The organism is Corallococcus exercitus, from assembly GCF_042231735.1.
GTDB classification, from domain to species: domain Bacteria; phylum Myxococcota; class Myxococcia; order Myxococcales; family Myxococcaceae; genus Corallococcus; species Corallococcus exercitus_B.
In genome coordinates this window covers 6,975,335-6,989,606 of the sequence record NZ_CP102577.1, presented here as the reverse complement: position 1 = coordinate 6,989,606, position 14,272 = coordinate 6,975,335, and the positions used below count along the sequence as shown (strand labels likewise).

Below are 14,272 nucleotides of genomic sequence, written 5' to 3'. Positions count from 1 at the left end.
TAGCTACTCCTTCACCGCGCCGGCCGTGAGCCCGGACACGATGCGCCGCTGGAACAGCACCGTGAGCACCACCAGCGGCAGCGTCGCCACCACCGACGCGGCGGCAATCTCCCCCCACGGTTCCTTGTACTCACTGGCGAAGAGGCTGATGGCCACCGGCACCGTGCGCTTCTCCGGCGTGGACAGGAACGTCAGCGCGTAGAGGAACTCGTTCCACGCGAAGATGAAGACCAGGATGGCCGTCGTCGCCAGGCCCGGCGCCGCCAGGGGCAACAGCACCCTGCGGAACGCGCCCACCGGCGTGCACCCGTCCACCCGCGCCGCCCGGTACAGCTCGTCCGGCAGCTGGCGGAAGAACGACGTCAGCACCCACAACGTCAAGGGCAGCGCGAACGTCGTGTATGGCAGCGCCAGCCCCACCAGGCTGTCCCGCAGCCCCACCGCGTTGAGGATGAGGTACAGCGGGCTCACCGTCGCGATGGGCGGGAACATCGACACGCCCAGCGCCGCGGACAGCAAGAGCCCCCGCCCCCGGAACTCCAGCTTCGCCAGCGCGAACGCCGCGGACGCGCCCACCGTGAGGCAGAACACCGTCGTCAGCGTCGCCACCACCAGCGAGTTCAACACCGCCCACAGGAACGGCCGCCCGAACAACACGCTCTCGTAATTCGCCCCCGTCAGGTGCGAAGGCCACGGCCGGGTCAGCTCGCCGTCCGGCCACAGGCTCGTCAGCACCTGCCACAGGAACGGCCCCAGGAAGAATGTGAGGAACGCCACCACGGCCAGCGCCGTGCCCAGCCCCGGCCGCTTCATCGCCGCCCCTCCTCGCGCCCCAGCCAGCGCAGCCACACCACCGCCAGCAGCACCACGCACAGGAACGTCGCCACCGACAGCGCGCTGCCGTACCCGAAGTCCCCGGAGCGCATCAGCGTCTTGTACGCGTAGATGCTCAGCGTCTCCGTCGTGTTCGCCGGCCCGCCCTCCGTCAGCACGTAGATGGCGTCGAACACGCGGAACGCGTCCAGCGACCGGAACAGCACCGCCAGCAGCAACGCGGGCTTCAGCAAGGGAATCGTGATGGACCGGAACTGCCGCCACCCCGACGCGCCGTCCACGCGCGCCGCCTTGTAGAGGTCCTCCGGGATGCCCTGCAGTCCCGCCAGCACCAGCAGCGCCACGAAGGGCGTCGTCTTCCACACGTCCACCAGGATGGCCGCGTGCAGCGCATACCCCGGCGCCCCCAGCCAGTTCACCTCCGCGCCCCCCAGCATCCGGTTGATGAGCCCGTAGTCCGGGTTGAACATCCACGCCCACAGCCGGGCGCTCACCACCGTGGGAATCGCCCAGGGCACCAGCACCGACGCGCGCAACAACCCCCGCCCCGGGAACGCGCGGTTGAGCAGCAGCGCCAGCGGCACCGCGAGCAGCAACTCCACCGTCACCGCCACCGCCGTGAAGTACGCCGTGTTCCCCAGCGCGGACCAGAAGCGCACGTCCCCCATCAGGTAGGCGTAGTTCTCCAGCCCCGTGAAGCGCCGCTCGCCGAACACCAGGATGAAGCGGTGCAGGCTCAGCCACACCGCGGCCAGCACCGGGTACAGCGCCACCACCGCCAGCACCAGCACGGCCGGCGCCACCAGCAGGTACGCCTGCCGCCGCTCCCGAGCCTGCGAACCCGCGCCGCTCATTCCTCCTCCGGAGGCTGCTCACCCGTCAGGTGATCCACCTGCTTCTGCGCGCGAGTGAGCGCCACCTCCGGAGTCCGCAGGCCCGCCACGGCGGCGGAGAACTCGCTCTGAAGCACGTCCGCGATGAGCAGGTAGTACGGCGTCACCGGCCGGGGCCGCGCCCGCACCAGCGCTTCCTTCAGGCTCGCGATGAACGGCTCCTCGGCGCGCAGCCGCGGGTCGTCATACAGCGCCAACCTCGGCGGGTTGCGCGCGTAGTGCAGCGCCAGCACGCGGTTCGCCTCTGGCGACGTCAGGTGCGCGATGAGCCGGGCCGCCGCCTTGCGCCGCGCGGGGGACACATGCGCGTTCACCGCGAGCTGCCATCCGCCCAGCGTCCCCCACCCCGGCTGTCCATCCTTCGTCGGCAGCGGCGCGATGCCCACCTTGCCCCGGATGGGAGAGCCCTCCGCCTGCGCCTCGCTCCACGCATAGGGCCAGTTGCGCATGAACACCGCCCGGCCCTCCTGGAACACGCGCCGGGACTCCTCCTCGCCGAAGCCCGTGACCGTCTGGGGCGACAGCCCGTCCGCGATGAGCCCGTGCAGGTACGCCAGCGCCGCGCGCGCGGCTTCCGTCTCCAGGAGCACGCGCCCGTCGTCGCCCAGCGACTGCCCGCCATGGCCCCACAGCGCCTCGTACACGTTGCAGGTGAGGCCTTCATATTGCCGGCCCTGCCACACATAACCCTGGATGCCGGGCGCCTTCGCCATCGCGTCGCGGGTGAAGCGCCGCAGCTCCTCGTAGGTGCGCGGCGCGCGAGGCACCAGGTCCGTGCGGTAGTAGAGGACGCCCACGTCCACGTACCAGGGCACCGCGTACGTGCGGCCGTTCATCACGACGGCGTCCACCGGGCCGGGCAGGAACTCCTCGCGCAGGCGCGCGGGAGGGAAGTCCTCGGACAGGTCCGCCACCCAGCCCGCCCGAGCGAACTCCGGCACCCAGACGACGTCCGCCACCAGCACGTCGAAGTCCGTGGCCCCGCCCTGCAACGACGTGAGGAAGAACTGGTGCGCCAGGTCCGACGAATTCGGCAGCGCCTCCGTCACCAGCTCCACGTCCGGGTTGGCGCGCTCGTATTGCGCCAGCAGCTCACGGAACGGCTTCGGGTCGCCCCACAGCGGCTGGAACTTGAAGACGATGCGCGTGCGGCCTCCGGTGCCCGCCTCCTCGGACGAACGCCGGCACCCGGCTCCCACGACGAGGCCCAGCGCGACGAGGAGGACGAGGAGGCGGCCCATGCGCCCGGATGACTCCAGCGCGAAGGCCCACCGTCAACGACAAGCCCCGCCGCCGGTCATCCAGGTGACATGCCCGGCACCGGCACGGAGACCGGCCCCGGCGAGAACAACCGCCGCGCCGTGGCCCCCACCGCGCGGCACGCGAGCGCATCCACCGCGCCGCCCACCAGCCCGCCGGCCAGCGGCACCACCTTGGACAGGTTCACGACGCCCTTCTGCGACGCCTTGCTCACCAGCCGGAAGCCCACCGCGCGGTTGATGCTGCTGAGCGCGTGCTTCGGCACGGCCTCCAGCGCGCGCATGCCCAGCTGCTGGCTGACCTCGATGCCGGCCTGCTTCACCACTTCCTTGCCAATGTCCCCCACGATGGCCAGCAACGTGAGGGTCCGCACGCGGTCCTCCTCCACGTCGTGCCCGTGGATGCGGGCAATGGCTCCCACCAGCCGCGCCTGCACCGCCCACGACACGCCCAGCCCCGCGGGCAGCGACACCGGCAACGTGAGCAGGCCGCCCAGCCCGGACAGGAAGCCCGTGGTGAACAGCTTCCCCGTCTCCCAGTGGATGAGCGAATCGATGCGCGCCTCGTGGTTCGCGTAGCGCGCGTCCGCCAGGTACTCGTCCGCCAGCCCCGTCGCGCTGCACAGCGGCCCCAGGCCCTCGAAGCCCGCGTCCAGGACGGCGTTCACGACTTCCAGCGGCTTCGACATGCGTCCACCTTCCACTCTTGGAACCCGGGTCCTGATGCAACCCGGTGACAACCGTTACGGCGTGTCCCGGACCGGCACGCGCGGCAGGCGCACGGTGAACACCGTTCCCTCCGCCGCGGACGACTGCGCGTCCACCGTCCCGCCGTGCGCCAGCACCAGCTGCCGCACGATGTAGAGCCCCAGCCCGATGCTGCGCTCGGAGCGGCCCACCGTCGTCCCGCGCTGGAGCGGCTCGAAGATGCGCGGCAGCATCTCCGGGGGAATGGGGTCGCCTCCGTTGCGCACGTGCACCACGATGGCGTCCGGCTCGCCCCGGCTCTCCACGCGCACCGGCGCGTCCTCCGGGCTGTACTTCAGCGCGTTGCCCAGGATGTTGGACAGCACCTGCGCCATCCGGTCGGAGTCCCACGCCCCCTGCCCGTCCCCCACCTGCTCCATCTGGATGGTGCGCTCCGGGTGCGCCGTGCGCGCCTCCTCCACCACCTGCAACGTGAGCGCGTGGAAGTCGCACGGCGCCGCCTGCACCGGGATGCCGCCGCCCATGCGCGCCTGCGTGAAGTCCAACAGGTCGCGGATCATCCGCGTGGCCCGCTCCGCCGCGGACAGGATGCGCGCCGCCGCCTTCGCGTTCCACGGCTGGATGTCGTCGCGCCGCAACATCAACGACGCGCCGGTGAGGATGGCGCCCAGCGGGTTGCGCAGGTCGTGGCTCACGATGCCAATGAGCTGCTGCTCGAACTCCACCCGCGCCTGCGCCTCGTGCACCAGCTTCTGCCGCTCCTCCTCCGCCCGCCGCCGCTCCGTGATGTCGCGCATGGCGCCCACGATGCGCCGCGCCTTCCCGCTCGCCCCGCGCAGGATGGAGCCCTGCGCCGCCACGTACGCGTACGCCCCGTCCTTGCGCAGCACGCGGTACTCGTCCTGCCACCGGTCCTCGTCCGAGTCGAACGCCCGCTGCAGCCCCGCCAGCACGCGCTCTCGGTCCTCGCCGTGGATGTGCCGGCGCCACCACGCCGCGTCCGCGCCCACCTCTTCCAGGGGGAAGCCGAAGACCTCCTCCGTCGCGTCGCCAATCCAGTGCATCGCGTCCGTCTGGAGGTCCAGGTCCCAGATGGCGTCGAAGCTCGCGTGCGCCACCAACTGGTAGCGCTCCTCGGAGCGGCGCAGCGCCTCCTCCGTGCGCTTGCGCAGCCGCACCCCTTCCGCCTCGCGCAGCGCCCGCCGCACGCTGGGGCCCAGCCGCTCCAGCCGGTCCTTGAGCACGTAGTCCGTGGCGCCGCGCTTGAGCAGCTCGATGGCGCGGTCCTCGCCCAGCGCGCCGGACACGAAGAGGAACGGCGTGTCCGGACACACGGCCTGCGCCGCCTCCAGCGCGCTCATCCCGTCGAAGCCCGGCACGTTGTAGTCCGACAGGATGAGGTCGAACCTCCCCTTCTCCAGCGCCGCGACGAAGGCCGCCCGGCCCGGCACGCACTCCAGCGTCGAGGGCAGTCCGCTCTCCTCCAGCTGCGCGGCCACCAGCTGCGCGTCCAGCGGGCTGTCCTCCAGCAGCAGGATGGACAGCGGCCGCTCCGCCGAAGGCAGGGGCGTCAGGTCCCGCGCGGCGTTGCCGCGAGCGCTCACTTGGGGGCTCCGGTCGCGCCGGGCGAGCCCGGCGGCGGCTGGTTCACCACGGCCCAGAACAGCCCCAGCTCGCGCAGCGCGGACACGAAGTCCGGGAAGGCCACGGGCTTCACCACGTAGGCGTTCACGCCCAGGCCGTAGCTGCGCGCCAGGTCCCGCTCCTCGCGCGACGAGGTGAGCATCACCACCGGCACCGCCTTCAGCTCCGGGGCGCCCTTCACCTTCTCCAGCACCTCCAGCCCGTCCACCTTCGGCAGCTTCAAGTCCAGCAGCACCACCGCCGGGTGGCCGTCCTGCCGGTTCGCGTAGTCGCCCTTGCGGAAGAGGTAGTCCAGCGCCTGCTGCCCGTCGCGCACCACCACCACTTCATTGGCCAGGTGCACCTCCTCCAGCGCGGCCAGCGTGAGCGCCACGTCGTTGGCGCTGTCTTCCACCAGGAGGATTCGCTTCAGGTCAATCACGCGTGCGTCTCGACTTTCTTCTCCAGGGGAGAAGCGCGGGGCAGGGTGAAGGTGAAGGTCGCGCCCTGCCCCACGGCGCCCTCCGCCCAGGTCCGTCCGCCATGGCGCGACACGATACGCCGCACGTTCGCGAGCCCGATGCCGGTGCCCTCGAACTCCTCGGCCGTGTGCAGGCGCTGGAAGACGCCAAACAGCTTGTCCACGTACTGCATCTCGAAGCCCACGCCGTTGTCACGCACCCACACCGCGACCTCGCCGTCCGTCTCGCGCGCGCCCACCTCGACGAGGGCCTCCGGCTTCGGACGGGTATACTTCAGCGCATTGGCCAGCAGGTTGTGGATGACCTGCCGCAGGAGCGCCGGGTCTCCTTCCACCGTGGGCAGGCGCTCCACCCGCCACTCCACCTTCCGCCCGGTCGTCTCCGGCATCAGGTCGCGGCGGGCCTCCTCCACCAGCTGGCCCAGGTCCACCCGTGACTGGCGCAGCTCCGCCCGGCCCATGCGGCTGAACGCGAGCAGGTCGTCCACCAGCGTGCCGCCCTGCTTCGCCGCGCCCGCGATGGTGGAGAGGTAGCCCTTCGACACGTCGTCCAGCTTCGCTCCCGCCCGGCGCTCCAGCAACTGCGCGAAGCCGGTGATGTGGCGCAGGGGCGCGCGCAGGTCGTGCGACACGGAGTAGCTGAAGGACTCCAGCTCCTTGTTCGCCTCCTGGAGCTGGGCGGTGCGCTCGCGCACGCGCTTCTCCAGGCCGGTGTTGAGGTGGCGGATCTCCTCCTCCGCGTGCTTGAGGCTCTCCAGCGTGCGGCGCTCGTCGTCGATGTCCGTGTTGGTGCCGAACCAGCGGGCGATGCGTCCCTCGCCGTCCCGCACGGGCATGGCGCGCGACAGGAACCAGCGGTAGCTGCCGTCCGCGCGGCGCAGGCGGAACTGGTCCTCCCACAGCGTCCCCTCGCGCAGGGACACGTTGAAGCGCTCCTGCACCCGCACGGCGTCCTCCGGGTCGATGAGGGCGTTCCAGTCCCTCTCCGCCACCTGGTCGGCCGTCGTGCCGGTGTAGTCGTACCAGCGCTGGTTGAACCAGAAGAGGCGTCCGTCCGGATGCGCCATCCACGCCAGCTGCGGGATGGAGTCCGCCAGCGTGCGGAACTGCTGCTCGCGCTCCTTCAGCTCCGCGGCCAGCGCCTCGATGCGCCGGCGCGCCAGCACCTGCTCCGTCACCTCCCAGGTGACGGACACGATGCCGTCCACCTTGCCCTCCGCGTTGAGCAGCGGCTGGAAGGTGAGGTTGAAGAAGCCCTCGGGCGCGTCCTGGCCCAGGTCGCGGCCCAGGCGCATGGGCACCTCGCGGCCCTGGTAGGTCTGTCCGGTGCGGTAGACCTCCTCCAGCTGTTCAATCTGCCCCTGGTCCTTGAGCTCCGGCAGGGCCTCGCGCACGGGCAGCCCCAGGAGCGGCCGGGAGCCGGTGAGCTTCAGGCGCAGGTCGTTGGCCATCTCGAAGATGAGCTCCGGCCCGCGCAGCACGGTGATGGCGGCGGGCAGCTGCTTGAGCACCGCGAACAGGTTGCGCCGCTCCGCCTGCGCCGTCTCGTAGAGGCGCGCGTTCTCCAGCGCCACGCTGGCCATCTGCGCCAGCTGCACGGCGACCGTCTCGTCCTCCGCGTCGAAGTCGCCCTCCACCTTGTCGGACACCTGCAACAGGCCCAGGTTGCGGCCGTCGTGCCCCACCAGCGGCACCGCCAGGAAGCCCTTCAGGGGCAGCGCGGGCGGTGGCTCGGGGGGCGCTTCGGCGTAGGCCGCGTGCTTGCGCAGCTCCTCGCGCGTGAGGCGCAGCGGCCGGTTCTCCTGGCACACCCGGGCGAAGAGGCCGCGCTCATCCACCGTCACCGAGCCAGCGCCCGGCGCCAGCGGATCATGCTCCTGCGCGGACAGCGCGGAGAGCGGCTGGGCGTCGCGGCCATCCACCACCTGCACGGAGGACTGGTTCGCGCCAATCAGCTTGCGCGCCTTGAGGATGACGAGGTCCAGGATGGCCGGCACGCTGCCGGCCGCGTTGAGCGCCAGGCTCGCGCGGGACAGGCCGCGCAGCTGCTCGGTGCGGCGCAGCTCGCCCGCCATCAGCCGGGCCCGCTCCGCGTCGGCGCGCTTGCGCGCGGTGATGTCCTGCACGGTGCCCACGAAGCGCACCGGCTTGTCGTCCTGGAAGTACGTCCGGCCCGTGGCGCGCACCCAGCGCTCCACGCCGTCCTTCAGCCCCACGGTGCGGTAGGCCACGTCGTAGTCGCCCCGGCCGGTGGGGTCCCAGCTGAGCGCCACCGCGCGCTGCACGGCGTCCCGGTCCTCCGGGTGCAGGCCCGCGAGGAACAGGTCGTAGGACGACTCGGCCTCCGGCGGCAGGCCGAAGAGCGCCTTGCAGCGGGCGTCCCACCGGAGCTCGCCGGTGACGATGTCCATGTCGAAGGTGCCCAGCGCGGTGGCCGTCAGCGCCAGGCGCAGGCGCTGCTCGCTGTCCGCCAGCGCGGCCTGCTGCTTGCGCAGGTCCTGCGTGAGCGCCTCCGTGTGGCGGCGCGCGCGCACGAACTCCGTCACGTCGGTGGCCAGGGTGATGATGCCGGACGCGGTGCCGTCCAGCTCCACCATCGGGTGGTAGATGACGTTGAAGAAGACGGAGTCCGGCTGGCCGTCGCGCTCCAGCTTCACCTCGAACTCCGGCCGCACGAAGGGCTGCTTCGTGCGCACCACGCCGCGCAGCACCTCCAGGACCTCCGGCTGCGTGGCCATCTCCGGGAACACGTCCAGCATCGCCTGGCCCGGCTTCACCCGCCGGCCCACCAGCAGCTCGTAGTACGGGTTCGCCAGCTCGAAGACGAAGTCCGGCCCGCGCGTGATGGAGATGCCCACCGGGGCCTGCATGAAGAACGCGTGCAGCCGCTCGCGGTGGACGGCCTCCAGGGCATGGCGCTCGCGCTCGCGCAGCGACTCCTCGCGCAGCTGCACGGCCTCGCGCGCCAGGTACAGCTCCACGAACATCGACACCTTCGCCTGAAGGATTTCAGGCCGCAGCGGCTTGCGCAGGTAGTCCACCGCGCCGTGCGTGTACGCGGCCAGCCACTCCTTCTCGTCGCCGTCGCCCGCGGTCATGAGCAGCACGGGCGTGCGACGGCTGCGATCGCGCTCGCGCAAGAGGCCCAGCACCTCCACGCCCGTCATGTCGCCCAGGTTCATGTCCATCAGGACGGCGGCGAAGTCCTCGTCCAGCACGCGCCGCAGGGCCTCGCGGCCGGAGGAGGCCCGCACCAGCCGCTGCCCCAGCGGCGTGAGGATGCCCTCCAGCGCCAGCAGGTGCCCGGGCGTGTCGTCGACGATGAGGATGCTGGCCCTTTGGGTGGGCATGGGCAGGGGCACGGCGGCGGAGGGCATGATGGTGGAGGCTCGGGGAGCGGGCTCCCCTTCCCTTTAGGCTGCTTGGAGGCACGCGGGGGGAGGACGGGCCTGGCTTCGGAACGTCCCCGTTGACGGCAGGACAACACTCCGCGCCGCAACCTGCCTCCTCGCCCCTGTCGATTCCAGCAGAACCCTGTGGACCCCTACGTTCTCCGCCTCCCCGTCTGCCCGGGGGCGCACCGGGGAGGCGCCCGCCAGGCCGTGGCGCGGGCGTGTCTCATCCCCGTCACGGGGACGGCAGGCGGCGCAGCGACGTCATCGGGAAGGGCACCCAGAAGGGCGTCGCCACGCTGTCCCCCTCCAGGGAGAACCAGGGCCCGTCCCTCCCCGCCAATACGTGGAAGTCCTGCGCGGGGGTGAAGCCCTGGCCCACCAGCGCCACCCGCTCCCCCTTCGCGTTGGTGGCCACGTCCAGCACCAGCACCGTATGGCCGGGGCTGCCGCCCAGGACGAAGAAGTCCCCGGGGCGCAGCTGCTCCCGCGTGGGGCGCGCGCCCTCCGCCTGGAGCGACAGGGTGCCCGCGTAGGTGAAGAGCAGGTCCAGGTAGTTCCGGAACGCCGCGCGCGAGCGGTCCACCGCCCCGCCCGGCACCCACGTCACCTTCGCGCCGGAGACGCGCGCCCGCTCCCCGGCCGCGTACCGGGGCCAGGACGCCAGGTGGCCGCTGGTGAAGCGGTAGGCGATGCGCTCCGGGTGGCCGGACGCCCAGCGCCACTCGGCATGGAGGCGCAGGATGGAGTCCGCGCACTGCTGGAGGTTGGCGGTGCCCACGTCCAGCTCCCCCACCGCCGCGAGCCGGGCGTCCGAGGCCGCCAGCACCGTGCCTCCCCGGAAGTCGCGCACGGGGGTGCCCTCGGGCCGCAGGGGCAGGCCGCGCAGCCACGCGCCAAAGGAGCCCGCCTCCAGCGGCACGCGCGTGTAGCCCTCCGGAGGCGCGAAGGTCTCCTCCAGCGCGCGCACCTTCACGCTGGCCGGCAGCCACGGGTAGCGCGTCCGCTCCTCGGCCGTGGGGACGCGGGGCGCGACCGTCGCCCGTCCGGCCGCTTCACAGCTCGCCAGGGGCAGCGCGACGGTGAACAGGGTGGCCAGGACCATCAAGGGGCGGAAGGGTCCCATCGCGTTCACGGGGCGGACTCCAGGGGGAGTGAGGTCGGGGAAATCCCGGGCATTCTCCTGGGACACCGCTCGCGGGGCCACGGGTTCCCGCCGGGCGCGGAGCGGCACGGCTCCATGGGACACCGGGGGAGTTGTTCGCTGGACGCTCGCCACGCCGGACAGGTGCGTCCCGGGTGCCGAGCACTACCTTTTGAAGGCCATGCACCGTCGGGCAAGCCTCGTGCTGCTCAATACACTGTCCCTGTCGCGACTGCCGCTCGCCGCGGTGTTCATCGCGGTGTCGGACCTGCGCCTGCGGGCCTTCCTGGTGGTGCTGGCGGCGGCGACGGACTTCCTGGACGGCTGGATTGCCCGGCACCGGGGACTGGCCACGCGCCTGGGGGCGCTCATCGACCCGGTGGCGGACCGCGCCTTCATGGTGACGGCCTTCATCGTGTGTCTGCTGGACGGGCTCATCGGTCCGGTGGAGCTGACGCTGCTGCTCCTGCGCGACATCGGCACGGCCATCGGCTTCATCGTCGCCAGGCTGCGGCCGGACATGCGGGCCATCGAGCTCAAGGCACGGATGCTGGGCAAGCTCGTCACGGCGCTGCAGCTCGCGGTGCTGCTGTGCGTGCTGCTCTACCCACCGCTGGTGCGTCCGCTCGTCGCGCTCGTCGCGCTGCTGTCGCTGGCGTCGGTGGTGGACTACACGCGGGCGGTGTGGCGTCAGCGTCAGCGCCAGGAACTGCCGCCGTCCCGGCCGTCCTCGCGCATTCCCCATGGGCCAACGGGTGCGCCCATGGGGTCCGTGCGGGAGTGACGCCAGGGCCTCACGCGGGCACGGCGCGTGCGTCCGCGTCCGAAGCCACGGCCAGCCGGGCGCGTTCGCGCTCCAGGGCGGCGCGCTCGCCTTCGGACAGGGCGTCCCAGACCTCGTCCATCGCATCGAGCAGCGCGTCCGCTTCCGGCGAATCTCCCCCCGGCGCGCGGGCGCGGACGAGGGCCAACTTGTGCAACAGGGTGCGGTATCGGTTGTAGACCGTCATGGTGGAAACCTCCGTCCGGGAGACGCGGACGGAGCCATGCGGCTGACGGAAGGGCCCCGGTCACCGGCGCCGGGTTTCGGCGTCGCGGCGGGCCTCGGCGCCGGTCAGCACGGCGATCTCCCGGGTGTGGCTGCGGCCCACGATGTTCACGGTGGCGCGCACCCGCTCGCCCTCCTTGAGCTCCGTCACGCCAATGTCCTCGCCTTCGCGGACGATGCGCGTCTGGGTGCCGATCTCCAGCGGCAGGCGCGAGCCCTCGTTGTCGATGACGACCTCGTTGGGGGACACCGAGCGGACCGTGCCCCGGTAGATGGCGTCCACCACCGCGACGCCCGGCGAAGCGGAGGAAGCAGGAGGCGCCGCCGTGGTGGGACGCCCCGTGCCGCCCGTGCCCGCGTTCGGATCCGCGCCCGGGTTGGGAGGCGTCGTGCGCCCCTCCGCCGCCGCCTCCGGGTTCGGATCCGCGCTGGGGCTGTTCGGATCCGAATCCGGAGCGTCCCCCGAGCCCCCCGCCGCCGCGGTGCCGGTGCCCTGCTGGGGCGCGGTGGAGGGGGCCGTCCCAGCGGGGGCCTGCGTGCCCGTCCCGGAGCCACCGGTCCCTGGCTGCTGCGTGCCCGTACCAGAGCCACCGGTCCCCGGCTGCTGCGTGCCCGTACCAGAGCCACCAGGCTGAGCCCCGGCGCACATCAGCAGGCAGGCCACGCCCGCGATTCCCAATCCCAGCCAGCTGTCTCGCCTCATGCGCGGCGCACCTCCATCTTGGGAAGGTGCGTGCGCACACGGCGGGAACCACCGTCCCGGGAGCCGGGCGGCCGCCCGTCCGCCCGCGATGCCAACCCACGACACGGCGCCTGCCCGGAAAATGAGACGCCCCCGGCCCCATTCAAGGGACGCGGGGGCGAGGGGCCCGGCGGGCCTGCCGCTACGGCAGCGGGAGCGGACCGCCGCCCTGGGGCAGCGTGCGCGCCAGCGCCACGGCCTTGGCCGCCTGCACCAGGCCATGGCCGTACTTCTCATCCACGCCCGGCGCCGTCTTGTCGTCCTGCGCCGTCTTCTCCAGCACCGCGCGCACGTGCGCGGCGCTCAGGTCCGGCCGGGCGCTGAACACCAGCGCCGCGACGCCCGACACGTGCGGGGTGGCCATGGAGGTACCCGACTCGCGCTGGTAGTCCAGGCCGGTGATGGTCACCGTCACCTCCTGTCCCACCAGCCCCTTGAGGGCCTCGCCGGACGCCATCGACACCGACACCGTGGGCACCCAGTGCGGATTCGCGGAGCCCAGCGTGAAGGTGCCGTCGCCATCCTCCGCCACGTTGTTGCCGATGATGACCGCGCGAGCGCCCGCCTGGATGACGTTGCGCGCCTTCTCCTCGAAGAACAGGTCGCCGCGGTCCACGTACGCGACGAAGCCGTCGCAGGTGGCCGACTCGCCGCACGACGCGCGGTCCGCGCCCAGGCCGCAGTTGACCAGCCGGCCCGTGTACGTGCCCTGCGCGGTGTACGTGAGCGGCGACGAGGTGATGGACACCGACGCCGCGGTCAGCTGGGACAGCGACGCCGCGCTCAGCACCGTGGCGCTCAGCACGTTCACGCCCGGGCCCACCACGGACAGCTCCTGGCCGTACTGGGAGAAGGGCGCGTATTCGCCCTTGGAGTCCACCGCGCCCACCGCCATCACCGTCGGCAGGTACGCGGCCGGATAGGCGATGCCGCGCTTGCCGTCGTTGCCGCTGGCCGCGACGGACAGCATGCCGTTGCCGCCGTTCCAGACCTTCTCGAACACGGTCTGCTCGTCCTCGGACGGCTGCGCCGCGCCCAGCGACAGCGAGGCGATGCGCGCCCCTTCCGAGTGGCACCACTCCACCGCCGCGATGACGTCATCCGTGCTGCCGCCGCCCTCCGTGTCCAGCACGCGCGCGACGAGCAGCGACGCGCCCGGCGCCACGCCCACCACGCCGTTCGGCTCCTCGCCCGGCGCCACGCGCGCGCCGGAGCCCGGACCGAACTGCGCCAGGATGGTCGCGGACACGTGCGTGCCGTGGCCGCCGCCCACCGTCAACACGCCCTGGGACACGCTCTGGTCGCTCGGGTCGTCGTCATTGTCGACGAAGTCCCTGCCCTTGAGGAACGCCGCCTTCAGCTCCGGGTGCTTGCTGTCCCAGCCGCTGTCGATGACGCACACCTTCACGCCCTCGCCCGTGGGCGCGCCGGTATCGATGATGCCGTCGTTGTTCGCGTCCCACACCAGCGGGGCCTGGATCATCTTCAGCCCCTCGGTGTACTCGCCCACCGACCCCTGCGTGCTGAACGCGCCCTGCCACGACACCACCGGCGGCGGCGTGGGCAGCCCCATCGCGTGCACGCGGCGGTTGGGCGTCACGGAGAGCACGTCCGGGCGGAGCTTCAGCGCCGCGATGGCCTCCGGCGACAGCCGGGCGGACACCATGTTCAGGGTCGGGATGCGGCGCTTCACCGTGCCGCCCTCGCGCTCCACGGCCTTCACGATGTCCGCCGAGGCGGCCAGCGCGCTGGCGGACACCTTCGGCTTGTAGGTGATGATGACCCCGTCCGGCGCCGTGTCCGTGCTCAGCGCGGAGACCGCCGGGTCCGGCAGCGCCGCCTCCGAGGTGCCAGGACACGCCTGGGGCTGGATGACGACGATGGGGTCGGGGTCGGAGCCGCAGCCACTCGCCACCAGTCCGGACAGCCCGAGCCCAAGCCAAAACCAACGCTTCATGGGGTGCATCTCCTTCGTGCCCGGCCAACGTGGGGTACCGCGCCGTGACCCGCTGCCCCCAGAAGAAGGGGGCCGGGGAGAACGGGCCAGCCCTGCTTCCCGTTCCCACGACGATTTAAGCATGGACGCAGGCCGACTGCTCGGGCGGCTGTCGTGCGCCCGACGGCCATCCGGTGCCGGGCCAACGTGCG

Annotated in this window: 12 protein-coding genes; 1 reads left to right on the top strand and 11 read right to left on the bottom strand. The window is 72.1% G+C overall.

Annotated features, from left to right (window positions below; translation table 11 throughout):
• Window positions 1-3: 3 nt before the first annotated feature.
• The 8 genes from NR792_RS27975 to NR792_RS27940 all read right to left on the bottom strand — a co-directional run bounded on the left by NR792_RS27975 (window position 4) and on the right by NR792_RS27940 (window position 10,316).
• Window positions 4-813 (bottom strand): carbohydrate ABC transporter permease, encoded by an 810-nt coding sequence (locus NR792_RS27975; RefSeq protein WP_014392992.1) that lies wholly within the window; start codon window positions 811-813, stop codon window positions 4-6.
• Window positions 810-1,688, bottom strand: a complete 879-nt coding sequence (locus tag NR792_RS27970) for a carbohydrate ABC transporter permease (RefSeq protein WP_375755749.1) — start codon at window positions 1,686-1,688, stop codon at window positions 810-812. The genes NR792_RS27975 and NR792_RS27970 overlap by 4 nt, the downstream gene beginning before the upstream one ends.
• A complete protein-coding gene (locus NR792_RS27965) occupies window positions 1,685-2,968 on the bottom strand; it encodes an ABC transporter substrate-binding protein (protein ID WP_375755748.1) in 1,284 nt (427 codons plus the stop codon). Before NR792_RS27965 ends, NR792_RS27970 begins: the two co-directional genes overlap by 4 nt.
• 56 nt (window positions 2,969-3,024) lie before the next feature.
• Entirely contained in the window at window positions 3,025-3,675 is a 651-nt protein-coding gene (locus tag NR792_RS27960) for an EcsC family protein (protein WP_375755747.1), read from the bottom strand.
• Window positions 3,676-3,729: 54 nt separating this feature from the next.
• Window positions 3,730-5,298, bottom strand: a complete 1,569-nt coding sequence (locus tag NR792_RS27955) for an ATP-binding protein (protein WP_375755746.1) — start codon at window positions 5,296-5,298, stop codon at window positions 3,730-3,732.
• Window positions 5,295-5,759, bottom strand: a complete 465-nt coding sequence (locus tag NR792_RS27950; RefSeq protein ID WP_375755745.1) for a response regulator — start codon at window positions 5,757-5,759, stop codon at window positions 5,295-5,297. The genes NR792_RS27955 and NR792_RS27950 overlap by 4 nt, the downstream gene beginning before the upstream one ends.
• A complete protein-coding gene (locus tag NR792_RS27945; protein ID WP_375755744.1) occupies window positions 5,756-9,175 on the bottom strand; it encodes a PAS domain-containing protein in 3,420 nt (1,139 codons plus the stop codon). The genes NR792_RS27950 and NR792_RS27945 overlap by 4 nt, the downstream gene beginning before the upstream one ends.
• A 250-nt stretch (window positions 9,176-9,425) precedes the next feature.
• The gene (locus NR792_RS27940) at window positions 9,426-10,316 is read right to left on the bottom strand and encodes a DUF4846 domain-containing protein (RefSeq protein ID WP_375761705.1); all 891 of its coding nucleotides are present in this window, start codon (window positions 10,314-10,316) and stop codon (window positions 9,426-9,428) included.
• Between the two features lie 199 nt (window positions 10,317-10,515).
• Between NR792_RS27940 and NR792_RS27935 the strand changes: the two genes are divergently transcribed.
• A complete protein-coding gene (locus NR792_RS27935; protein WP_375755743.1) occupies window positions 10,516-11,118 on the top strand; it encodes a CDP-alcohol phosphatidyltransferase family protein in 603 nt (200 codons plus the stop codon).
• A 10-nt stretch (window positions 11,119-11,128) separates the two neighbouring features.
• Here NR792_RS27935 and NR792_RS27930 read toward each other — a convergent pair whose 3' ends face one another.
• The 3 genes from NR792_RS27930 to NR792_RS27920 form a co-directional block, all read right to left on the bottom strand.
• Entirely contained in the window at window positions 11,129-11,344 is a 216-nt protein-coding gene (locus NR792_RS27930) for a hypothetical protein (protein ID WP_375755742.1), read from the bottom strand.
• A 60-nt stretch (window positions 11,345-11,404) separates the two neighbouring features.
• Entirely contained in the window at window positions 11,405-12,085 is a 681-nt protein-coding gene (locus tag NR792_RS27925; RefSeq protein WP_375755741.1) for a hypothetical protein, read from the bottom strand.
• Window positions 12,086-12,266: 181 nt separating this feature from the next.
• Window positions 12,267-14,081 carry a S8 family serine peptidase gene (locus NR792_RS27920; RefSeq protein WP_375755740.1) on the bottom strand — a complete coding sequence of 605 codons (1,815 nt, stop codon included), beginning with the start codon at window positions 14,079-14,081 and terminating at the stop codon, window positions 12,267-12,269.
• Between the last annotated feature and the right edge of the window lie 191 nt (window positions 14,082-14,272).